A 24,694-nucleotide genomic window follows, 5' to 3' on the forward strand; every position below is an offset into this window, starting at 1 on the left:
TTAATTATCCACCTGATAATTTGGTGCTTGTTTTGTAATATTGACGTCATGAACATGCGACTCTCGCATCCCAGCACTTGTCACTTGCACAAACTCAGCCTTAGTATGCAATTGTTCGATATTTTCACATCCTGTATAACCCATACAAGAACGTAAACCACCCAACAATTGATGAATAATCGCTTGAGCTAATCCTTTATAAGGAACACGTCCTTCAATTCCTTCTGGAACCAGTTTCTCGGAGCCTAATGACGCATCCTGAAAATAACGATCACTTGAGCCTTGTGATAAGGCCATCGCACCAATTGATCCCATTCCTCTATAACTTTTGTATGTTCTGCCTTGATATAATTCAATTTCTCCGGGAGATTCCTCTGTTCCAGCAAACATACTGCCTAACATTACAGTATCCGCCCCAGCTGCAAGTGCTTTGCAAACATCTCCGGAAAAACGGATACCACCATCAGCAATAATCGGAATTTTTCCTTTAAGTTCTTGCGCGACATTGGCAATGGCACTAATCTGAGGAACACCAACTCCTGTTACAATCCTTGTGGTACAAATAGAACCAGGACCTATGCCTACTTTTACAGCATCTACACCTGCGGCATACAAATCTCGCGCAGCAGCAGCAGTAGCAATATTACCACCAATTACTTGCACATTAGGGAAGTGCTTTTTTACCCATTTGACACGATCAAGCACACCTTGGGAGTGTCCATGTGCAGTATCGACAACAAGAACATCAACACCCGCTTCGACTAATGCTTCTACACGCTCATTTGTTCCTTCCCCCACTCCAACAGCAGCACCAACACGCAATTGTTCTGCTTCATCTTTGCATGCATAAGGATTTTCTTTGGCTTTTTGTATGTCTTTTACTGTAATCAATCCTCGTAAGTGAAAAGCATCATTAACCACAAGCAATTTCTCGATACGATGCTTATGCAGTAAACTCAAAACCTCTTCACGGCTGGCCCCTTCTTTAACAGTAACCAGTTTCGCTTTAGGAGTCATAACCTGTCCAACATTCAAAGATAAATTCGTTTCAAAACGTATATCGCGGCTGGTTACAATACCCACTAAATCCTCACCATCGACTACTGGCACACCTGAAAAATTATATCTTTCCATTACATCCAATAATTCTCTAACAGTGATATTAGGAGTAACAGTAATTGGATTTCTAACCATACCACTTTCAAATTTTTTCACTTTTCGAACTTCATCAGCCTGAGCCATAATTGTCATATTCTTATGAATAATGCCAATCCCCCCTTCTTGGGCCAAAGCAATTGCTAAACGTGCCTCAGTTACAGTATCCATAGCTGCTGAAACAAGGGGGATATTTAGCTCAAGTCCATGAGTTAGTTTCGTTTTTAAAGAAACATCTTTAGGAAGCACTAAAGAATGGGCGGGAACAAGAAGAACATCATCAAAGGTTAATGATTGTTGCACAATAGAAAGAGCCATTTTATTCTCATCACTACGGAGTTAAATTAACCGAATAGTTTACCATAAATAGTAGACAAATTAAACAGATAATTTACAGTAAATAGATTTATCCTCCACTATTTTATGGTGCATTTTAGATGCATTTTGTGTATTATTTAACACGCCACCTAACTCAAAAGTGTAAGTTGCCCTAACAAAAATCATTAAGATCATAAGATCGTCTTAACTTCATTCATTGGAAAATGTTTTTTCCCATTGATTCCCCTACAGCACTTGAATTAGTTATTGATTAACGTGTACACTGTTGGTTAAATATTGTGTTGAATCAAAAAATAGGATGGGTTCAGCGTTGGCTAAGATAATTGTTATTACATCAGGTAAAGGTGGAGTAGGAAAAACTACTTCTTCTGCCGCTATTTCTTCAGGTCTTGCTCTTTTGGGACACAAAACAGTTGTCATTGATTTCGATATTGGTTTAAGAAATCTTGATATCATTATGGGTTGTGAACGCCGTGTTGTTTATGATTTTATTAATGTAATCAATGGTGAAGCCAGTCTTAATCAGGCATTAATTAAAGATAAGCGTATCGCAAACCTTTACATTCTTCCCGCATCTCAAACTCGAGATAAAGATGCATTGACTATTGAGGGCGTTGAAAAAATACTTAATGATCTATCTAAAGATTTTGATTTTATCATTTGCGACTCCCCTGCTGGAATTGAAGCCGGTGCATTAATGGCTATGTACTTTGCTGATCATGCAATTGTGGTAACTAACCCAGAAGTTTCTTCCGTACGTGACTCTGATCGAATCTTAGGAATACTTGCCAGCAAAACAAAAAGAGCCATTGAAAATACAACGCCAATTCAAGAACATTTATTGCTAACCCGCTATGATCCAGAACGCGTTGAACGTGGTGATATGCTTTCCGTTAATGACGTAAAGGAAATATTGGCTATTCCCTTAATTGGCGTCATCCCTGAATCAAAATCAGTTCTTAAAGCTTCAAATACAGGTACGCCAGTAGTACTTGACGAAACCAGCGATGCCGGCATTGCTTATCAAGATGCAATTGCTCGTTTTCTCGGTGAAGAGAAACCAATGCGCTTTATAAATAATGATCGTAAAGGATTATTGCGTCGCTTATTCGGTAAAAACAAGGAGGAAGTGACCGTATGAGTATTTTTAATTATTTGCGTAGACGGAGTGCTACAGCATCAGTTGCTAAAGAGCGGTTACAAATAATCATTTCTCATGAGCGCTCACAAAGACATACGCCTGATTATTTACCAAAACTTCAAGAAGAAATTCTAGCGGTTATTGCCAAATATGTTCATGTTACACGTGATCAGGTCAGTGTCAATCTTGAGCGTATGGGTGATAATTCCGTGCTTGAATTAAATATTACTATGCCAGATGATGCTTTAGAAAGCGTATAACAACCATTTATAATTATCACGCAAAATTCTGATGAGTCTTCAAAAGAATTTTCAAACTCACCCGCTTTAATGTATAAAACTTTAGAAGCGTTATCTCGCTATTAGGATAAAAATCACCCTTAGGTGATAAAAAATCAACCATCAAGTCTGATTGGACGTTAGAAGCTCACTTTACGTTCAGGATAAACCTATGGATTAGGCTGAACATTAGGCTTGGGATTCCCTTGTTGTTGGTGATAAATATTGGAACCTGGCTGAGTGGTAGGTGTCGTTTGGATTGCCCCAGGCTGTACATTAGGTTGAGGATTCCCTTGTTGTTGGTGATAAATATTGGAACCGGGTTGAGTAGTAGGTGTCGTTTGAATTGCCCCAGGCTGTACATTAGGTTGAGGACTCCCTTGTTGTTGGTGATAAATATTGGAACCTGGTTGAGTAGTAGGCGCCGTTTGGATTACCTCAGGCTGAACATTAGGCTTAGGATTCCCTTGTTGATGGTGATAAATATTGGAACCTGGCTGAGTAGCAGGCGTTGGAGTCACATTGGTACTCGGTACCACTTTAGGTTTAGGTGATACACTTGGGACTTGAGGAGCACCGGGTAAAGGATGGACAACCACTGGTGGCGTTTGTTTTATGATAGGTGGTGTTTGTTGAATAGGATTATTTGGCTCAACTTTTTGATACATATTGTTGATATTTTTTGTATTTTTAGGTTCAACAGGTTGAAATATATCATTGATATTTTTTGTATTTTTAGGCGCAACGGGTTGAAATATATCGTTGATATTTTTTGTATTTTTAGGCGCAACGGGTTGAAATATATCGTTGATATTTTTTTTAGTTTTTGGCGCAACGGGTTGAAAGACATCGTTAATACTTTTTTTAGTATTTATTTTATGAATTTGCAAAGGACTCCAAGGATTATTCCCATTTTTTAAAAGAAGCTGTTGCCCTTCTTTAAAAGAAGGTGTAGGTGCCGATGGTTTTGTCTTCATCACGACTAATTTTGATGTAATTTTTTCAGGCGGTATTGTTCCTGTAAATTTTTTACCACCAAAGACACTAACAGGCTTAGGCACCACAGATGCGGTATAGTTTTTTGGAGCACTAAGTAGCACTTGCTTGGAAACAAGAGTACTCTTGTTGTTCACCATCATAGAATTAGTAAAATCTGCAATAGGCACTACAGTCACTGCATTTGCCATCTGAACATTTTTATAATTAATTTTCATGTTCTTATGAGTGTAGATATTGTTAATATAAGCAACATTAACCTCAGTGTTGCTTATATTTAGTGCCGTAAAATATTGTTTACTCACATAATAAGGAGGAATGTATATCTCCCCAGGAGCAAGTGGGAACCATGCAATACCATAACCACCGCCATTAATTATTAGCTGTGAGTTATCACCACCAATGAATACAGTTAATGCCGGAGCATATATAGGTCGCACATCAACTGGGCCTGGAATCCAACACCAATGACTCTTAATAAAAGCCCATCTTCCATAGTGAAAAGGTGCAAACCCCCAAGGCTGACTATCCACCCAAGTCCACCCCCACTCACTCAGCCAAACCCACTGTCCATTTTGATAAGGAGCCCAATCCGGCTCAATATTATTAGGCAACCAAACTTGACCATATTGATCATCTTCCATCCATGTACCATAGCTACCTAGATCTTCATATCCTATAGTATCTGGTGATACATATTGAGTAGCATGTGCATTTAAATTTTTATCACGTTCTAAACTCCAGGCATCAAAATCATCGGGTGCGCTTGTTTCATTACATTGATAATTATCTAAATCTGTTCCTGTAGCACGACACGATTGACCGGCATTAATAACATTAGATGTACTTTCTCCATAAGCCATTCCCTCTCCTACACGTACACTAACTACAGTAGTATTATTTTCAGCCGACACATCGAAACGATAGTACCCTGGCTCACTAATAGTAAAAGCCAAATTTGGGGTATCAACTTCATAAACATCAGAGTTTACCCTCTTAATGATTAATACTAGGCTCCCCTGTGTCATTTGAAATTGTGCTATATCGTTATCAAGATTTAAGATTTTTAGATCACTGTTATTTCCTATACGTATATCAGCCCCGGGAAGCTGCATTTCAACTCGTGAACTGGGATCAGACCATATTTGATCATTTATAACTAAAGGCCGATTCAGTGTCGCATCTACCCATTGAGTTTCTCCGGCAGGCAAAAAGCTTACCGTTCCATTAATATAACTAAGCCTTGCTACTTGAGAGGGAGGATCTGCAAAAATAAAAGTGGATACACAATAGATAAAACAACCTAGGAGAATGGCTAGCATGGTAGTGCTTTTTGTTGATCTCTTTTCCATGCTATCCTCCTGAAGCAACATGACTCGAGACTGATCTATCCTTTATCCATTAATTATAGCTTAAATTCACACAAGCTTCGGATAAAGAATCTATTTCCTTGATAGGAGCTGGGTTATGCAGCACATCTTTGTCAGTATTATTTTCTTTAGCAGTCAAGAAAAATGAGTGCCTATTTTGGGATGCTCTTGAAATATTCTTATTTGAAGACAATACAGTTGGCTGCATATTTTCACTATTATAATCCGTTTTTGCAGGCAATAACTCCCGAATTATTTTCTGTATTGCAGGGCTAGAAGCAACATAATGCAGCACTGTATTGTCATCTTTGTCTTGAGTCATCACCACCTCTAAGCGCTGATTTACTGGTAATAATTCGAGAATAATCTTTAAGCTTTCAGCATTCCTAGCAGCACGATCAAGTACTGTAGTACCATCTTTGTCTTGAACCATCACCACCTCTAGACGTTGATTTTTCGGCAATAACGCTAGAATAGTCTTTAAGCTTTCAGCATTCCTAGCAGCATCATGAAATACTGTAGTGCCATATTTGTTTTGAAGCATCACCGTCTCTAAACGTTGATTTTCTGGATATAATTCGAGAATGGTCTTTAGGCATCGTTACCCCCATAACATCAAGCATGAACTTAGATATCCTAATTATCGGTACGAAATTGATTTTCCGTATTACACTTGCCGAAAACTCAAGCTGGAAATGGATAATGATGGGCACAATAACAGGGAAATTTTATAATTACATCACCCAATAAGTGCCCATGGCTCTTGTAAATTTAGTCATAATTACCTCATTTATTGATGAATTGTTTTCTCAAGAGGATTAAACAGTTTGATAGTTATGAAAGGATATAAGTGGGAAGGATTAAGGTGTGTTACAATCGCTAACACACCTTAGAAAATCTACAAAAAATTTTCTGTCACTTTAACAAGTCAGGCAAAAGTAGCTTAAATTATTTCTGACTCTATGCCATCCTTAATCTTTTTACTTTTTACTGATTTTGTTGGTATAGGCCGACGAAGATCTTCATCATTAAAATCGTCTACTTTGATTACTTCTTGGCGGGCCAATTCAGCTTCTTTTAATTGTTTTGCTTCTTTATCACTGAGTAAACCACAAGTCAAAGCCTCATCGATCTGTTCAAGCAAGGTAAGTGATTTTAAAACATTTTCTTTGACCGCACGCATTACTTTTCTTTCTAACTCTTCTGCAGCACAAATTTTAAGGAATGCTTCCTCCGTACGGCCTAAGGGACAATTCTCCCCTGATTTTTTATAAACTAAACGAGTTAAACGCGACCGGGTTTCATTGGGCTCTATTAAAATTCGCGCTAACTTATGACCTAATTGATCATCGGGTTTATTTCTACGATTACCTAATGGTTTGATAATCAATCGTAAAATAACTCTTGCCCAACGCGCAGGAAAATTAACAATCACTCCTTGCATTGCTGTCTCACAATCATACAATAATTGCTGACAACTCCATTCAACCAAAGGAAAATCAGCTTCCGGTTCTCCATCCTCATGAAAGCGTTTCAAAACAGCAGAAGCAAGATACAAATTACTAAGCATATCACCAAGACGCGAAGATAATTTTTCTTTACGTTTTAATGCTCCACCTAAAACGGTCATTGAAAAATCCGCAAGAAACGCCAAATGAGTACTGTACCTATGGACTAATTGATAATATCGCTTTGCACTACTTACAGGTGCTTTGGATAAATAAGCATCCGTCCAGCCAAAAATAATAGACTTAGTAAAATTAGCCAGGAAAAAACCTGCATGTGCAAAAAAAGCCTGATCAAAATCAACGAGATTATTATTTCTAATACTTTCAAGCTCATGATACACATAAGGATGGCAGCGTATCGCGCCCTGACCAAAAATAATTAAACTACGAGTTAATATATTTGCACCTTCAACAGTAATCCCTATAGGAGATCCTTGATAACCTCGACCTAAATAATTATTAGGACCAAGACAAATTCCTTTACCACCATGAATGTCCATAGCATCGAATGCAACCTGTCTTGCGCGCTCGGTTGTATGATATTTTAATATAGCTCCAGCTACAGATGGCTTAGCTCCATGATCAATCGCTGCGGCAGCCATTGTTAATGCAGCATCAATAATATAAGTATTCGCGGCAATGCGCGCTAAAGGTTCTTCGATTCCTTCAAATTTTCCTATAGGTTGATTAAATTGTTTCCGTATACGTGCATATGCTCCTGAGACCAAAGCAACTGCCTGAGCACCGCCATTAGCACTTGAAGGCAAGGATATTGCTCTTCCGGCACTTAAACACTCCATAAGCATACGCCAACCACATCCTGCCATAGTTGCGCCACCAATTAGGTAATCCATAGGTATGAATACATCTTTACCTTGAGTTGGTCCATTTAAAAACCCGGTATTTAATGGAAAGTGCCTGCGTCCTTTAGTAATTCCTGGTGTATTTGCTGGTATTAATGCACAACTAATTCCCACATCTTCACCACGGCCTAACAAGTTTTCAGGATCGAATAATCGAAAAGCTAAACCTATTACTGTAGCTACTGGACATAAAGTAATATAACGCTTATCCCAATTTAAGCGTATTCCCAATACTTTTTGACCATTCAATTCCTGATGACAAACAACCCCTTTATCTGGAATCGATGCTGCATCTGAGCCTGCATTAGGGCCAGTCAAAGCAAAACATGGAATTTCTCGTCCATCAGCCAAGCGCGGTAAATAATAATTTTTTTGTTCGTCGGTTCCATATTTAAGTAACAGCTCACCTGGACCCAGCGAGTTAGGAACAGAAATAGTTGTCGCTGCAGTGATCGAACGCCCATAGATTTTTACTAAAACTGACATTTGTGCTGTGGCAGAAAACTCAAGACCACCATAACTCTTAGGAATGATCATACCTAAAAAACGATTTTCTTTAATAAATTGCCAAATTTCAGGAGGTAAATCGGTAAGATTATGTGTTATATTCCAATCATCAATCATGGAACATAAAGTATTCACAGGCCCATCAAGAAATGCTTGCTCCTCATCAGTCAAATGCACAATTGGAGCATTTCTAAGTGACGAAAAATTAGGAGTACCACTAAACAAATCACCCTCCCAACTCACGGTACCGGCTTCTAGAGCCTCCCTTTCTGTTGCAGACATAGAAGGCATTGCTTTGCTGACTGTTCTAAAAAAATACTTAGATAATAATTCTCTTCTTAAAGGCTTTATAGAACTGACAATTAAAATGAGTTCAATGAGAACAAGAACAATTTTAGTGAATAAACTTGGAGAACCATAGGAGAAAATAAGGGCACTAAATAGAGCAAAACTAATAGCCCAAACCGAAATGGCTGCCTGTCTCGTGAGTAAAATTCCTGCTGCTCCAATGATTATGAGCACTAAAATAGCATGTAGCACAGTATTCTCCTTAATGAATGTAACGTTTGATATAAAAATAACATGCTGCTTTTATACCAAACTGATTTTATTTGGCACATGTAAAGGTCTATTAAAACAAGAAACAATTTTTATAATTTGCTTTGCCGCCAATTCAGGATACTCCATAGGAAACAAATGAGTCCCTTGAATCCTATGGCTGATTACATTGAAATATTTTTTCATGTAACGCACATCCATTTTACCAACCACAGTACTTTTGTCACCATAAATTAATGCTGTTGGAATGAATAACTTGCCTTCAAAATTAGGAATGACATGAGGAATCGTACGATAAATTTGATATTCAATATGTCTGTCGAAGCGTAAATAATAGCCATCGTCCGTATGTTCCAGTCCATAACTAATATAATCATTTAAACAATCATCAGTAAACGTTTTAAATAAGTCTCTTGTTTTTAAATAGCTAATTAATTGTTCATGATCTTTCCAGTACATACGACGTCCTCGAGTTCTATGTGCTGGTGTTATCCGATCAATAATCCCCAACGCTTTTGCAAGACGAACCATACTTGATTTAAAAGTACCAATTAGTGGTGAGTCTAACATAATTACTGCTTTAAATAATTCGGGTTGTTCTATCGCAGCTAATAAGCTTAAAACACCACCTAAAGAATGGCCAACTGCAATCACAGGGCGAGTGGACTGTGCTTTAACACTAGCAATAACTTCCAGTACCAGATTGTACCAATTTTCACTGACTGGAAATAATGGATTGTGTCCAATTCTATCTATATAGCAATAATCAAATTGATTCTCTAGACAATCCAGCATTTGCTTATAACATAAAGCTGGGAAGCCATTTCCATGAGCAAAATGAATCAACTCTTTCATAAAGTCACCCTTATTCTTAGTTCAACGCAAACTCTCTAACGGATAAGAGAGCATGGTTTTACTACGAACCGAGACATAAGTCGATCGCTTATCTATAACCGACGTTAAGTTACTGTTCCTCTAAAACGCAACAATTATTCTTGTGGAACCATTTTAACTCAATCATGTCTTGACAACTTTCTTGCTCTCCGCACGCAAGGCATATAGAGCATAACTGAAATATCCAATAAGCAAAAATAATAAAATGAATCCCGAGCCAAGGAATATATAATTAGATGTTAATAAAAGCATCGTTAATAACAACATTGGTGTTCCTGCAACAATTAAAAGCCGACAAGATTGCTTGAAGGTAACACTAAAAGAAAAGAATACACTAGAAAAAACTTGCCCTAAAAATCCAAATACTAAAAAAACCGTAATAAACATTGAAAAAAATATCGCAACAATCATGGGATACATCAATATTTGTGCAAAATATTTCATATTAGTTATGGTCTTTTCTTTTGCAATGACTTTACCATCAAACACAGCATTATCTTCTTTATTAAACTTTTGCACCATCGGAGGGCCATTGCTAAATTGAGCTTGAGGCATATTAAATAATTGTAAGTTGGGTATTTTTAAAGAAATTTTATTTTTATTGACCAAAATAGCAAGCGAAGGATATTTAGAAAAGTCATTAACTTGTCCTGTAGTATCAATAATAATATTCACTTGTCCTTTGTCATTTTTTACTAAATAAGGCATAGGTTTGTCAAAAACAACATTTCCATCCTGTATATAAAAAACCGGGATTTCTTCTAAAGGCTTAATAAGCTGTTCCTTAAAAGAGTTATTGAAACTTAAATCCATTCTTATAACAAATGGAATTGAGAATAAAGCGATAGCCAATAAAAGATAAAGAAGACCTAGTCCTCGCCAACGCTTTCCTACATCAACATAAAGAAGTCTAGAGTAAAAAGACATATACAATGCAGACCAATAACGATAATTAGGCGTATCAATTGATTTTAATTTGTTTTTTTCTTTACTCATACTACATCTCCAATTCGTTTTCCCGATTGATGCTGAAATAGATGTATCTTTATTTTAGGTAGCTCCACATGCAATTGTCCACTAGGAAGAGATTGATCTGCTGTAATGCGTAAATTCAAAATCAATCCATTTTTATTCGCTTTAGCTCTTATTAATTTATCAGCGCCCATATCATCCACAAACTCAGTCTGGATTGATATGGCTTGTGGTTTTTTTTCCGAGCAAAGTAATACATGTTCCGCACGAATCGCTAAAATAACCTCTTCTTTATCTTGCAAATTCGAAGCTAAATCTGGAACAGGAACACTCAATCCTAGTTCTGTTTGTACGCAATGACTGTTCTTATCATAACAACCAGGTACAATATTCATAGGATAATGGCCTGTAAATCCTGCTACAAACAATGTTGCAGGATTTTGATACAACTCCTGTGGTGTTCCTATTTGCTCAACGAGTCCTTGATTGAGCACCATCACCCGTTCAGCCATAGTCATAGCCTCAGTTTGATCATGCGTCACATATAAACTCGTTGTATTTAACTGTTGATGTAACCGCCGAATTTCATGTCGCATTTCAGTGCGCAATTTTGCATCCAAATTAGATAAAGGTTCATCAAATAAAAAAACAGCAGGAGATCGAACCATCGCACGTCCCATCGCAACCCTTTGTTTTTGCCCTCCAGAGAGTGCTTGTGGTTTACGATCTAAATAAGAAGTTAAATGCAATAATTGAGCTGCTTCGATAACCCTTTTTTGAATCTCTGTTTTCTTAAATCCTCTCATTTTTAACCCATAAGCCATATTTTCGAATACAGTCATATGCGGATAAAGTGCATAATTTTGAAAAACCATAGCCATATCTCGTTTAGCAGCAGGTATTTCATTAACACATTGATTATTAATTAATATTTTTCCGAAGCTTACATCATCTAAACCAGCAATTAAACGCAGTAAGGTTGTTTTTCCACATCCGGAAGGACCAACAATTGCCATAAATTCACCTTTCTTAATACTTGCATTGACGTGATTTAAGATAGTTGTTTGTCCAACACGTTTTGATACCTCAATCAAATTGACTGTTGCCATATTTATTTTAACCCTTTTTCAAACCAGCGTTGCATCAATATCACAACCAAACATGGTGGAATTAAAGCAATTAATGCAATAGCCATAATATAATGCCATTGAGGAATTTGGTCTGCTACTCCAGCAAGATAACGAATACCCATGACTACAGTAGCCATTTTCGTTTCTGTAGTAATCACTAATGGCCAAAGATATTGATTCCAACCATACACAAATAAAATCACAAATAAGGATGCGATTTGAGTTTTGGATAAAGGTAAAACAATATCAAAAAAGAAACGCATCGCCCCTGCTCCATCCAATTTTGCCGCATCAACTAGTTCAGAAGGGATGGTTTTAAAAAATTGACGAAATAAAAATGTACCTGTTGCAGAAACGAATAAGGGCAAAGTTAATCCTGTAAATGAATTTAACAATCCAAAAGAAGCCACTACCTGGAATGTTGGTACTATCCTGACCTCAATGGGTAACATCATTGTTGTAAAGATTAATGCAAAACAAAGTTTTTTAAAGGGAAAATCAAAATAAACCAAAGCAAACGCAGACCCCAAAGCAAAAATAATTTTGCCAAAAGCAATAGCTAAAGCCATAGATAAGCTATTAAGCAACATGAAGGTAATTGGTTCCCCCCCTGTAACGGATAGACCTTCGGTCATTACTGCCTTTAGATTTTTAAATAATAAAGACCCAGGAACCATAGGAATATGAGATTGCATCATGATACTGCCGTCATTACTGGCAGCTACAAGTGCCAAATACACAGGCAATAACATTAAAAGAACAAAAATACATAAAAATCCATGAGATAAAACACATGCGAAGTAACGTTTCATGCGTAATGAACCTTCTTTTCAAGGTATTTGAATTGCAGTAAAGAAATAATGATGACAATAACCATTAGTAGTACCGACTGTGCAGATGAACTTCCCAAATCCATTCCTTCAAATCCGTCTTGATATACTTTATAAATTAAATTAGTCGTACTATTACCAGGACCACCATGAGTCATCACTTGAATAATGCCAAAAGTCTCAAAAAAACCATACATTAAGTTCATAATGAGTAGAAAAAATGTTGTTGGCGATAAAAGCGGAAAAATAATCTGCCAGAAGCGTTGCCATACAGAAGCACCATCAATAATTGCTGCATCAACTAATGATGACGGTATCGCTTTTAGGGCTGCAAAATAAAATAAAAAATTATAACTAAATTGCTGCCAGCTCGCTGTAATTATAACTACTAAAAGCGCCTGGTTTACGTGATTGATATAATCAAAATTTATTCCCATTGATTGTAAAAAATGAGTCACCCAACCCAAGGTAGGGTGACATAAAAAACGCCATAAAATTGCAGCAACTGCTGGAGCAACAGCATAAGGCCAAATTAACAAAGATTTATAAACCCCTTGCGTCTTACCTCGATTATTCACTAATATGGCAATAAAAAGACCTAAACTCATAGTAAGAAAAGTGACACTAAAAGCGATACTAAACGTAACCCCAATTGCTTTGCTGTAACTTGGATCTCGAAAAAGATCTAAAAAATTGGCAAGACCTGCGAATCGTTTGTGTAGGCCAAAAGCATCCGTATAAAAAAAAGAGTGCAGTAATGCATTGCATGCAGGCCAAATAAAAAACATCAGGGTTACAATCAGTTGAGGAATTATAAAAAACCAAGCATAAAGACGTTGATGATTGAATTTAGCCATTGCCCAACAAATAAAAGGGTAGGTGCAAGCATTATATAGGGATAGTTATTGAAGTAAAGTAGGGGCTGTTTACATTTCGCTGGCCCTAATCAAAATGGGTTGATTTTCGAACACCGACGCACAGCAAGACACACTATGCGAGAATTGGAACATCAAAAACCTGCTCATTTTTGCGGAGATAATAAAATAGAAACAGCGCCAGTAAATTAATACAATTTACAAGCTAATAAATAACTCGTCACCTAGGTGTAGCACACAAAACCTAGGCTTAATTGGCATAGAACTCCCGGAATTCGCTTCACTGCACCCGGGTTATAATAAAAAGGAACATATGCGCTACGTACACATAGAAAATCCTGGGTCACACAATCGTTTAATTATTGAAAATAGCATCGTACCTAAATACAGCGACTCACAAATTCTGGTGCGAGTTCAAGCAACCGCTCTGAATCGAGCTGATATTATGCAACGATATGGAAAATACCCGCCTCCTCCTGGAGAATCTGAAATTCCTGGCTTGGAATTAGCCGGAGATGTAATCGATGTAGGCGCAAAAGTGAGCCAATTCAAACCTGGGGATAAAATCTATGGCTTAGTAGGTAGTGGGGCATATGCTGAGTTTTGTCCTGTGGAAGCCTCGCTTGCACAACACATTCCTGAGAATTGGGATTACACACTCGCCGCTGCCCTTCCTGAAGCCTTAACAACCGCTTATGCCACCCTATTTGATCTAGGAAATTTTCAATCTGGACAAAATTTACTTATTCATGGAGCAGGAAGTGGTATTGCCTCACTCGCAATTCAAATGGCAAAACTTGCTCATGGAAATATAATCACGACTGTAGGAACTGATGACAAAGTAGAAAAAGCAGTCACATTAGGTGCAAATCAAGTCATCAACTATAATAAACACGATTTCGAAGATTTAATTGCCGATCACAGTCTTGATTTAGTCATTGATTTTATTGGCGGCGATTATTTTAATAAGCATCTGCATCTGCTCAAACCCCAAGGTAAATTAATTCAGATTGCTTGTCTTAAAGGCAGTACTGTTGAATGCAATCTTGCACTGATTATGCGTAAGAGACTGAAAATTATTGGGTTTGTGCTTCGTGCTCAAAGTATCGAAGAAAAAACAAAACTGTGGAATGATGCCCATAAAATGTGGTTTGAACCTCTCAAATTAAAACAACTCACCCCAATTATTGATTCTAAATTTAATCTGGAACAAATTGAGGAAGCTCATCAACACATGCAATCAAGCACCCACTTTGGTAAAATTATTGTGCTTATAAATTAAAATTATCGCAGCTCCTTAAACAGATGCTATCTTAACTTTTTATTTGCAAGAGTCCGATACAGTAACTGCTCATAGATTGGGCCATTGGGAGCAAGCTGCAGCACAATTGTTGCAGTAATACACGCCATCATTACAGGAAATATGAGATAATAATTATGAGTCATTTCAACTACTAATACTGCCCCAGTGATAGGCGAACGAGTCGATGCAGCAAAAAGTGCGGCCATTCCTGCGATAGCAAACATACCTGGTTGAGTTAAAAAATCAATGTGCATAAACTCTAATATACGAAACATCGCTAATCCAAGAAGTGTACCCAAAGAAAGGATGGGGGCAAAAATTCCTCCTGGTACAGCAGTCCCATAACAAGCCATCATACCTATAAATCGGACAATCAATAAAAAACACAAAAGACCAAAACTGGGGGATAATGTTATTGCCTGATGAATAATGTCCATTCCACCACCCACTGATGCAGGATGATGTACTGCCAAAAAACCAACTAAAAACCCAACAATTAAAACATAATATGATTTCTGTCTTGAGGTTAATTTATCTAAAAGTTTTAGAGTCTTTATTAAAGAAAGATTAAACAAAAGTCCTAGCAAACCAACCACAATACCAAATAAAGCGAATAACCATAAAGCATCAAGTTGTGGAAATTCGAAAACATTCATTGGAATAGTTGGCTGTGGTCCAATCATAAAATCTAAAATTACTGTGGCTGTAATACAACAAATAACCACCATACTAAAACTTGTGAAAGAATAGTTAAATTGGTTACGCATTTCTTCCATAACAAAAATTACTCCTGCTAACGGAGCATTAAACGCAACAGCCAAACCCGCAGCAGCTCCTGCTGCAATCAAACTATCTTTTCTACGTCGAGCCAAATTAAATAAACTACCAAGCATTTCTCCTAAATTACCACCAATATGAATAGTAGGTCCTTCTCGACCTAAAATCATTTTTGCACCAAGTGCTAAAATACCAAAAAAGAATTTTACAGGTAATAAACGTCGCCAAAATATAGGTCTTACGTGGAGTAATGCTCCTTCTATTTCTGGAACTCCACTTCCTGAGGCCTCGGGGGAAAAATGTTTCACTGCAAGATAAGCAGCATAAACCATAATCATAGAGACTAATCCAGAAATAAGTCCTGATGGCCATCCATTGAGACTTAGAAAATGATAAAAGTTATCTAATAATGCACTCAATACATCGATGGATAAACGAAAAGTTGATCCCACTAAACCAACGACAATACCCAATACAACAGATACAATATAGAGTATCAATATTTTATTGCGCATCCTTCTAAATCATCCCCATCAAATTTGTTATAATTTTTATTCCTGCTTGGTTTACTAAAGATAATATTGTTTCAGGATGGAACTGCACTGCATGAATTGGCAAACTCTGATGAGAAACTGCCATCACAATACCATCATCACTTACTGCCGTAACATTCAACACTTCAGGCATAGTTTTTAAACGTGCATAAAGTGAGTGATACCTACCCGCTTTGAAACGCTCACCTAAACCAGAAAATAAACGAGTAGCATGTGTCACCTTAACGATTGAAGGTTTACCATGCATAGGATAATCAAGTACATCTAAAATACCGCCAAAGTGTTCAACAATACCTTGTAAGCCTAAACAAACACCAAATAAAGGAATACCTCGAGAAATTACTGCGGCTATTGTTTCTGAAACATGAAAATCACAGGGTTTACCTGGGCCAGGAGACAAAACAACAAGGTCATATTTTTGCTCTTGTAAATAGTGTAAGGCCTTATCAAACCGAATGGTACTTACTTCAGCTCCCGTTTGACGAATGTAATTTGCCAAAGTATGAACAAAAGAATCTTGATGATCAATAAGCAAAACACGCTTACCTTTTCCCGTTAAAGGTAAAGAAGGTTTACCTTGTGAACTGATTCCTTTTTTTTGCAAGATATCTAAAAAAGCGGATGCCTTCAAACGAGTTTCTTGTTCCTCGGCTTCAGGTACTGAATCATAAAGCAAAGTAGCACCTACACGAATTTCTGCAATTCCTTTTTCAATGCGAACGGTTCGTAATACCAAGCCTGTATTTAAGTTGCCATCAAAACCAAACCATCCCACCGCCCCCGCGTACCATTTGCGTGGTGATTTTTCATGTTCTTCAATAAAATTAAGCGCCCAAATTTTAGGTGCACCTGTAACCGTTACCACCCACATATGAGTTAAAAAAGCATCAACAGCATCAAAACCTTGTCTTAAAACCCCTTCCACATGATCTACAGTATGAATGAGCCGAGAATACATTTCAATTTGTCTTCGTCCAATGACCCTCACTGAACCTGCCTCACAAATCCGCGACTTATCATTTCTATCCACATCGGTGCACATCGTCAATTCAGATTCTTCTTTTTTTGAATCGAGTAAGGCCTGAATATTCTGAGCGTCTTCAATCGCATCAGCACCACGCTTAATGGTTCCAGAAATAGGGCATGTTTCCACTCTTCTTCCTTGCACACGCACATACATTTCTGGAGAAGCACCAACTAAATACTCTCCTTCGCCTAAATTAATAAAAAAACCATAAGGAGAAGGATTTAATTGCTTCATTTGTTTGAATAAAGTAGAAGGCAACTCTGTGTAATGGGTATAAAAAGTTTGACTTGGCACTACTTCAAATAAATCACCACAAGCAAAACGACTTTTAGCAATATTAACTATTTTTGCGTATTCTCCAGGCAAATGATCACAAGTTTTTTCGGGTTTATGAAGGGCTTCATACGCTACAGCCCTCCCTTCTCTGGCTAAGGACTGAGTAGATAAGTTTTGAAATTGAAACTCATAACGACGTACAAAGGCCTCTTCTTTTTGATGATTGACAACAAAAATTTCATCAGGAAAATAAAGAACCATATCTCGTTGCGATAACTCTCGCTCTTTATGTTTTTGCAAGTCTTCAAATTGAAAAATTAAATCAAAACCCAAAGATCCATATAATCCCAAATAAGATTCATTTTCCATTTTAAAAAAAGCCAATAGTAAACGAATAACTGTAAAAACAGAGGGTTGATGACTGCGCTCTTCTTCACGAAACACCTGCTCAGAGGTTTTAATTTTAATTTGAAGGGAAGAATCATTTTGCGTCACGAGTTCCAAAGAGCTTTCTTTTTCCAACAAAGGACTAATAAAAGCCAACAATACATGACCCCGTTGATTCAATGCATCGATTTGCACCAAATTTTTTCGACATACAAGAGCCAAGGGAGGGTTATAAAAACCTATATCCCAACAAGTATAACGTCCAGGATATTCAAAACTTGAAGCAAATAAAGCGCCTCGTTGCGTATCTAAGTGTTCAAGAAGATTTCCTATACCTTGGGCGTAATCTAAGCTTTGTTGAGTACACTCAATCTCAACACCGCCTTGGGTTTTATATTGTTGCAACATAAATAGCAAACTCAAAGAATGATTAGGATGACTTATCATTGTACTTTAAAAATGCTGTTCTGCAAGAATCTCAATGTTGTATCTAATTTAATCACTTATATGCAAAAATTTTCCCCAACTCTGCCTGAAGTTTTAGCTGCACTCGAGTGCAAATAAAGGCCACATAGATTAAAAAATTGTAAGTCAGATTTTTTTCTGTTATAAAGTTTAAAGACCGAATCATTAGTCGAGTCTGGCCATACAAATAGGTGGCTCATGATATGAACGCTGATTTATACTTTTTTGAGAGGCAGGCAATAATGAACTTTTTTGATAAATTAGACTTACTTTTAAAAGATGCCGGAATTAAGGATCAGAATCTTTTTATGCATTGGGTTATGAAACAGGTTCAATTGGAACTTGATGAAAATGCTATGACTGCTGAGCAAGCATCTCATAAAATATTATTGAATGTGAGTCACTTATCAGAAACTGATCTAAAGAAGCTGTTGTTATTTTTTAATCTTCCAGAGAGTACTGTGCCAATCGAAAACAGAATAGAGCTGAGTGATCAATTCCTATCGGAGACAATTTTTCCTCAATTTGAAGAGTACGTGAAAAGTTTCACCCCAAATAAGACTGAAATACAAAACCCTGAGCAAATAAGTACGTTACTCGATGAAGCGGATGAAGATTTTACTGACATTGATGATTTTATCCTCATCGACAGCAATGGTGAGCAAGGTGAAGAGATTGATTACGAAAGCTATCCGTGGTTGGATCCAAACCATCCCTTGTATTTTCCCGCAACTCAAACCACTAATCCGACCTCATCAACTAGATGGGAAGCAGTAGATAAGTTTTCAGTAGAAAATTGGTATCCTCATTTGAAAAAGTATACATTCGAATCTTGCTTTTTCTCACTCGACCATGAAGACATTCAATTTTTAATCGGTAACAGCTCCTCAGAATACCAGAGTATCAAGTTAGAACAAACGTTTGATAAGCTCCTTTCTCAATTCAAGAATCAAGAAGTATTTATGAGGTTGTCTACTCGAAGCCCTAAAGATTCTAGATATTTATTTGATGAAGCAGAAACCATGATGAGTAATGATTACTCTTATTGGAAAAATACCGACAACAAGAATCAACAACTCGTTTCTTTTGTTGCCTCGATGGCAAAATCAATGAAAATTACCAGCGGCAAAAAAATAATTCAAATGATCCAAGAAAGTCCTAGAGTCCAAAATGATTTATTTGCACTTCTTAATTCAGAGTCACCTCCTGATTGTAAAACGAATATTGTTTTGCGTGAATGGTATAATATTCGTCCCGATCATGAGTTTAGGCTTTTTGTATCAAGACGTTGTCGTCAAGAAAGTATTGTTACTGCTATATCCCAATATTTTCACTTTTTGTATTTTGATAAAGCACCTGGAGATTGCTTTAATTTTTTAGATGAGGCGATCAAGAAGAGTCTTATTTTAAAATTTCAAAATTATGTTCTTAAGTCCATCGATCCTGCCGTTGCGAAATTTTTAAACTTTTCAAGTGAACAAGATGATGATAATTCGATAAATTGTACTCGTGAATATATTGTTGATTTAGCTCTAATTCCTATAAGCGAATATCATGGTGAAGTAACCGATGAAAATAAAATTGAAATAGGCGAAAGCACTTATATCCTCATGGTGATAGAACTCAATCCATTTGCACCATCAGCAACGGGATGTGGTTTATTTAATTGGCAAAAAGATTTAGACATCCTTTGGGGAAAAGCGCCCTGTGAATATCCTATATACCGTTTTCGTACTGAACCCCGAGAGAATCTCAGTTCAGTGACTCTGTTGCCATCAAATTATGAGCAGGTTATTGAACGCGCACTTGTCAAAAGATTCGTAGCTTCTCTACCGTCTGTAGATTCACAAGTAAGTCCCTCTGTAGGTACAGCAAGTCATGGTAGTCGATTTTTTACTTCTCCACATCAGCAAATTAAAGATACCACTCCTTTAGAGCGAGTTAGTGATGATATGAAATGTTTTCCATAATTACAAAATCGAATTTGAATGCTTATGGTACTCAAATCGTAAACCTAGAAAAAACTGAATAATTCAATTGTTTTTTCTAGGTTAAAAAAAGTTTGATCAATTATCTCTTTTTCATAACAAATGATGTTGATTTTTTCGCACTGACTTGATAAAGTACTATATGATTAAATAAAATACGAATACAGTATGAGCCATGCACGAACAACTATTTTTACTCTTCTTACTTTAAGTGATTTTTTAAAGTTGAATTTTTTAGAAGAAATGACTCTTAAGAAGATTAAACAGGGTTCGTTTGAAGAGTCAGTTTTTTTCTCCTCGACAAAATCTGTAGCAGATATTGGTTTTATCACCAAAATGTCGTATGCAAGTTCTGAATTTGCGACAATGTGTAAAAAAGATCTATATCGACAATTATGGAGTAATTTATATTCTCAACTCGGGTTTTCTGTATCTGCTTTTACCGGAAAACGAATCACTTTTTACGAGCATGAGAATATTAATAGTTTTGATTTGCTGCGAGGCACTTATTTTTTCTATCTGTCTCAACAAGTAAAAGCTGCATTGCCAAATGAACTTTCATTCAGTGAACTTCGCTTTTTGAAGGAAGCTATGCGCTTTAATTCGGTTCATGCAGTACAACGATATAATATTGTTTTATTCGATAAAGTGACTCATGGGCAATTAGAAGAGGGAGAGAGCGCTAAAGAATTGCTCATGGAGGCCATTAAACAAGCCAAATCTCTATTGGAACTTTATGGGAGTTATGCGTATATGTTATTGGCTGAAGCATATTATCAATATGCTCAATGGGCCCAAGAGCATGAAAGTATTACTACCTATCGTCGTGCGTTACAAGCAGCTATTGCTTCTTGCGATAATGCCACAAAATATTTAGATAAAAGTCAATATTCAATTCATAACGCCAGTTTTGGTCAAGGGCTAGGTTTTAGCAATTCTTTTGGTCTTGATTCACCCGAGAAAGCAAAAGATGTTCTCGAAGAGATGTTGAAACAAAGTTTTGAAAAAACTACTACTCCAAAAATGAGTTAAATTGGAGAAATTTGCCTCTTCGCTATGCTTGAAAAAGTTTTACTAAGTAGGGTTTTTCTAGCGAAATGGGACGTAGGCGGGGTTCTGGAAAACCTGCCCCTACTCTTAAGATTTACTACAGTAAATTACAACCTAATACGCCTCTGGCTTCTTCAAGAAATTAGTCTTGATACAACAATAACACTTATTTCCCTGTACTCACTGGTATGACTGTAAGATTCACTTCTTCTTGTTCTTTTTTGATTTCTGTTAATCTATCTTTCATGTCTTGGGTTGTTACTGGATTATTCATTGCATACTGTCTGTTTTGCGCCAGTTGATCGCCAGTGATATCCTCTACGAGGAAAAAGTCATCTTCAATTTCAACAATTTCAAGATTCTCCGGGAATTTATTCTGAGTTATTAGAGTTTGTAGCGATCCATAGCCAAGATTCGCCATTCCTTCATTAATGATTTTTTTCAAGCGACTGTCGCTCAAATACGACATTTTTTGTTCTATTGCCAGTAAGTTGTCGGGTGTACTGGCATTTTGTAATTTATCGACTAAGGCAATTAATTCTTTAGTGAGTGCAATCTCTTCTTTTCCTGTATTAAGGTATTGTTTTTTAAATTCTTCTTGTCGCACTTGTAAAAAATTTTCTAAATTTTCGCGAAAATGGCTAAACGCTTTTTCTGGAGGAACCCGCGTATCTCCAGAACGAAAAATCTTGTCGCCATCTTTATCAATTTTTCCAAAAATTTGGTTAAATGGCTCGCTGTAATTACTTAACTTGGTAATATCAACGCCGGCTACCTCTGCAGCCATCCAAGTCATTACAAATCGTCCACAATGAGTCTGTAAGGGTAATTGAAGTTTTAAGTTATGAACATTGGTTGAAATAGGTTCCATCTGTAAGCCTTTTTTAGCGAAGAAATCGCTAATACTTTGTTTCGTTTCTGCTACACATTCTAGTTCTTGATCTTTAAAGGGGGCACTTAATAATCCTTCATACAAAGTGACATCACAGTTTATTTTATTATCCACCATGCTCAAGGTAATGGCTTGCATGGTTACGTGGCTGTAGTTGGGATTTCTTACTGTAACCGGGGATAAAATTTTTATGGTTTTTGATACTCCGCCAGTTACTTCACCATCTTCACCAAAATGTTGAAGTATGTGATCATCAAAAAGTCCCTGTTCTATAATATCATTTAAACAAGACTCTATATTATTTGTTATATAAGTATCTTGTGAGGAGCTCTCATAAAATGCGAACCCTTTTTGACTGTCGTATTTTTCCATAAGCCTTATTTCATAGGGTACCGTTGTAGGAATTCTTCGGGTTTTAAGTAATAGATTATCTGTTGCTGAATTTTTCAAGCTGTCTAGAACTGAAGAAAGTCCTCCTTGATATAAAACTTGTTCATTTTCTTGCTTATGTTCTTTAAAATACTCAATTAAAGAACTCATTTTATCTAAATCATTTGTAGTTTGAAAAAGACAGCGCTCCCACTGATGTTCTTGCATCCCATTAGGGTTATTAAAATTATATTTATTACAATTTAACCATACTAAAGGATAACCATATTGTTTTCCCATCGTGTTTGATATTTTAGAGGTGTAACTATCGTCATCTGCTCTAAGTTCTAATCGCTCCAAATTAGGATATTTTTTTGCTAAATATTCACTGATGTTTGTCTTGTCCAAAGACTTACTATCAAGCTCATCTTGAGTGCTGGGAGTTATCCCATAATTGCCGCCAGAGAGTCTCTTTTCTACCTCTTTGTAAATCGATACAATTTCTTCGGAACCACGAACGCCTATATAATCTCTAGTATCTTTCTTATTTTGCACATTTTCATGGGCTACATCACTTTTAATTGTAAATAAGTATTTACCATCTACGTATGCGTGTATGTTCATATTCAGGCCTGTATTTAATGCTATTGATTAATTATAGGTCATGAAGATTAAATAAAGATTAATAAGTTTTAAAACCATTCTATTCCGAATGGCCTCAAATTACCTGTTGCCGAAGCCATGCCCAACTAAGTATGTAAATTGCATCGTTGCCTCAATATTGCTGTTGCCGAAAAAAGGGAACCAGCATGGGGGAGTTGAGAATGGATTTATATTTAAAACACGGTGTTTGCGTTATCTCCGTGGCAATCGTGCTGACGTATATTGATGAATTTTGCGAAACGCATGGTTATCATCATAAGTCGGCAGCACGGTTATTAAGACTCTCAGAATTGAATTTATTTATCTGTAGTCTAGTAATGAAATCTGATCCCATTAATTGCGAAGGTGTTCTATAACCACCTTTTTCTTTGTTTTTTAGCAAATGCTCAACAATTTCTAGGCTACTGGCTACAGTGAGAGCATAACCATTAGCTGTTATAATCCGAACTGTTTTGCTTTTGCCTTGAGCGTTCTTTGCCTCACCCCAGACATACGTTAGCTGGCTTTTAAATTGTTCTATATTAGGCCCCTTTTGCTCAGCAGCTTTCTTTTTAAGAAAATTTTGTATAAAACTCCAACCTAAAAGCCATCGTATATAATTGACTCGTTTCAAAATAGATAATCTTTTAGGGCTTATTGGGATATATACTTCAATATTAGGTATGCCCGTGGTGTAAAAAGCAGTACTTATATCTCCCCAAGGAATAGTAGTGGCTAATTTTTCTCCCCTACCAAAGTCAATGACGCGGGTTTTCCAGGCCAGAGGGACTGTTTTTATTTGACTGTTAATGCGAACTTTTCCTCCAAGAACCAAACCTTCTACTGCTGTTTTTGCTGTACCAGGGGACATGGCTGAGTTCGAATCAAATCCAAGAGCCAAATAATTGGCATCAGGAAGCATTTGTTTTAATTGAGCTGCAATACAGTCCGTTGGTGTGACATCAAATCCAACTCCTGGGCAAAGAACAATGTTAGCCTCTTCTGCTAGCAGATTTTGATTATGGGCGTATTCAAAAATTGAAATTTCGCCAGTAATATCGATGTAGTGGGTACCAGACCGAATACATGCTGTTATCATTTGCTGACTTGTGGTAGAAAAAGGTCCAGCACAATTTAAAACCAATTGAACATCAGAAAGCTGACTTATTATATTTTTCTGATCACTTAGGTTAAAAACACGACTATTAAACCTCAGTTCTTTTGCTAATAATCGGATTGCTTTCTCGTTACGCCCTGCGAGAATGGGATTCAGCCCTCTAACTTTTGCTTCTCTTGCAATTAATTCCCCAGTATATCCATTTGCTCCATAAATCATCCAATTATTCATTTCTTTTATTCCCTCAATTTATCTTCGTGCAGCTCAGTCTGGCATACTTTGTAGAACCTCTCTGCATCATCCGCTCAGCATTGGTGCATTGAAATATCCTTAATAAAGACTATAAAAATATAAAAAGTGGTCGAAGAAGATATGAAGGAAACTACCTCAATTCATTCAACCAAGATTTCAGTAACCCATTCTCAAAAGCG

The 24,694-nt window shown here is 36.8% G+C and carries 18 protein-coding genes; 5 read left to right on the plus strand and 13 right to left on the minus strand.

Annotated elements, in window-relative coordinates; translation table 11 throughout:
• Positions 1 to 1,473, minus strand: coding sequence for an IMP dehydrogenase (gene guaB, locus Lsan_RS15900; protein ID WP_058515119.1), 1,473 nt, complete (start codon positions 1,471 to 1,473; stop codon positions 1 to 3).
• Positions 1,474 to 1,804: 331 nt separating this feature from the next.
• Here guaB and minD point away from each other — a divergent pair, with 331 nt between their 5' ends.
• Both minD and minE read left to right on the plus strand, forming a co-directional pair.
• Positions 1,805 to 2,635 carry a septum site-determining protein MinD gene (gene minD, locus Lsan_RS15905; protein ID WP_058515360.1) on the plus strand — a complete coding sequence of 277 codons (831 nt, stop codon included), beginning with the start codon at positions 1,805 to 1,807 and terminating at the stop codon, positions 2,633 to 2,635.
• A complete protein-coding gene (minE, locus tag Lsan_RS15910) occupies positions 2,632 to 2,895 on the plus strand; it encodes a cell division topological specificity factor MinE (protein WP_058515120.1) in 264 nt (87 codons plus the stop codon). The genes minD and minE overlap by 4 nt, the downstream gene beginning before the upstream one ends.
• 188 nt (positions 2,896 to 3,083) lie before the next feature.
• On the opposite strand, the gene Lsan_RS15915 is transcribed toward minE, so the two are convergent.
• The 8 genes from Lsan_RS15915 to Lsan_RS15950 all read right to left on the minus strand — a co-directional run bounded on the left by Lsan_RS15915 (position 3,084) and on the right by Lsan_RS15950 (position 13,398).
• Positions 3,084 to 5,261 (minus strand): DUF6600 domain-containing protein, encoded by a 2,178-nt coding sequence (locus Lsan_RS15915; RefSeq protein WP_237762164.1) that lies wholly within the window; start codon positions 5,259 to 5,261, stop codon positions 3,084 to 3,086.
• A gap of 49 nt (positions 5,262 to 5,310) precedes the next feature.
• Positions 5,311 to 5,823, minus strand: coding sequence for an ankyrin repeat domain-containing protein (locus Lsan_RS15920; protein WP_058515121.1), 513 nt, complete (start codon positions 5,821 to 5,823; stop codon positions 5,311 to 5,313).
• 399 nt (positions 5,824 to 6,222) lie between these two features.
• A complete protein-coding gene (locus Lsan_RS15925; RefSeq protein WP_058515122.1) occupies positions 6,223 to 8,697 on the minus strand; it encodes an acyl-CoA dehydrogenase in 2,475 nt (824 codons plus the stop codon).
• Between the two features lie 51 nt (positions 8,698 to 8,748).
• Positions 8,749 to 9,570, minus strand: a complete 822-nt coding sequence (locus tag Lsan_RS15930) for an alpha/beta fold hydrolase (protein ID WP_058515123.1) — start codon at positions 9,568 to 9,570, stop codon at positions 8,749 to 8,751.
• 162 nt (positions 9,571 to 9,732) lie between these two features.
• Complete coding sequence (locus Lsan_RS15935; RefSeq protein WP_058515124.1) at positions 9,733 to 10,605, minus strand: DUF1189 family protein; 873 nt, start codon at positions 10,603 to 10,605, stop codon at positions 9,733 to 9,735.
• On the minus strand, positions 10,602 to 11,690 hold the full coding sequence (locus Lsan_RS15940) for an ABC transporter ATP-binding protein (RefSeq protein WP_058515125.1): 1,089 nt from the start codon (positions 11,688 to 11,690) through the stop codon (positions 10,602 to 10,604). Before Lsan_RS15940 ends, Lsan_RS15935 begins: the two co-directional genes overlap by 4 nt.
• A gap of 2 nt (positions 11,691 to 11,692) precedes the next feature.
• Positions 11,693 to 12,523, minus strand: coding sequence for a sn-glycerol-3-phosphate ABC transporter permease UgpE (ugpE, locus tag Lsan_RS15945; RefSeq protein ID WP_058515126.1), 831 nt, complete (start codon positions 12,521 to 12,523; stop codon positions 11,693 to 11,695).
• The gene (locus tag Lsan_RS15950; RefSeq protein WP_058515127.1) at positions 12,520 to 13,398 is read right to left on the minus strand and encodes an ABC transporter permease subunit; all 879 of its coding nucleotides are present in this window, start codon (positions 13,396 to 13,398) and stop codon (positions 12,520 to 12,522) included. Before Lsan_RS15950 ends, ugpE begins: the two co-directional genes overlap by 4 nt.
• Positions 13,399 to 13,729: 331 nt before the next feature.
• On the opposite strand from Lsan_RS15950, the gene Lsan_RS15955 reads away from it, so the two are divergent.
• Positions 13,730 to 14,698: an NAD(P)H-quinone oxidoreductase gene (locus Lsan_RS15955; protein WP_058515128.1), complete on the plus strand. Its 969-nt coding sequence runs from the start codon at positions 13,730 to 13,732 to the stop codon at positions 14,696 to 14,698.
• Positions 14,699 to 14,724: 26 nt separating this feature from the next.
• Here the strand turns inward: Lsan_RS15955 and clcA are convergent, their stop codons facing one another.
• A complete protein-coding gene (gene clcA / locus Lsan_RS15960; RefSeq protein WP_058515129.1) occupies positions 14,725 to 16,011 on the minus strand; it encodes a H(+)/Cl(-) exchange transporter ClcA in 1,287 nt (428 codons plus the stop codon).
• A 4-nt stretch (positions 16,012 to 16,015) separates the two neighbouring features.
• The gene (locus Lsan_RS15965) at positions 16,016 to 18,148 is read right to left on the minus strand and encodes an anthranilate synthase component I (protein WP_058515130.1); all 2,133 of its coding nucleotides are present in this window, start codon (positions 18,146 to 18,148) and stop codon (positions 16,016 to 16,018) included.
• Between the two features lie 299 nt (positions 18,149 to 18,447).
• On the opposite strand from Lsan_RS15965, the gene Lsan_RS15970 reads away from it, so the two are divergent.
• Both Lsan_RS15970 and Lsan_RS15975 read left to right on the plus strand, forming a co-directional pair.
• Positions 18,448 to 20,175, plus strand: coding sequence for a cell division cycle protein 123 family protein (locus Lsan_RS15970; protein ID WP_058515361.1), 1,728 nt, complete (start codon positions 18,448 to 18,450; stop codon positions 20,173 to 20,175).
• 186 nt (positions 20,176 to 20,361) lie between these two features.
• Positions 20,362 to 21,225: a DUF5630 domain-containing protein gene (locus tag Lsan_RS15975; protein WP_058515131.1), complete on the plus strand. Its 864-nt coding sequence runs from the start codon at positions 20,362 to 20,364 to the stop codon at positions 21,223 to 21,225.
• A 184-nt stretch (positions 21,226 to 21,409) separates the two neighbouring features.
• On the opposite strand, the gene Lsan_RS15980 is transcribed toward Lsan_RS15975, so the two are convergent.
• Together Lsan_RS15980 and Lsan_RS15985 are read right to left on the minus strand one after the other, a co-directional pair.
• A complete protein-coding gene (locus Lsan_RS15980; protein ID WP_058515132.1) occupies positions 21,410 to 23,128 on the minus strand; it encodes a hypothetical protein in 1,719 nt (572 codons plus the stop codon).
• Between the two features lie 292 nt (positions 23,129 to 23,420).
• The gene (locus Lsan_RS15985; RefSeq protein WP_058515133.1) at positions 23,421 to 24,494 is read right to left on the minus strand and encodes a saccharopine dehydrogenase family protein; all 1,074 of its coding nucleotides are present in this window, start codon (positions 24,492 to 24,494) and stop codon (positions 23,421 to 23,423) included.
• Positions 24,495 to 24,694: the final 200 nt, after the last annotated feature.

The sequence above is a fragment of the Legionella santicrucis genome (genome assembly GCF_001468135.1).
Lineage (GTDB): Bacteria > Pseudomonadota > Gammaproteobacteria > Legionellales > Legionellaceae > Legionella > Legionella santicrucis.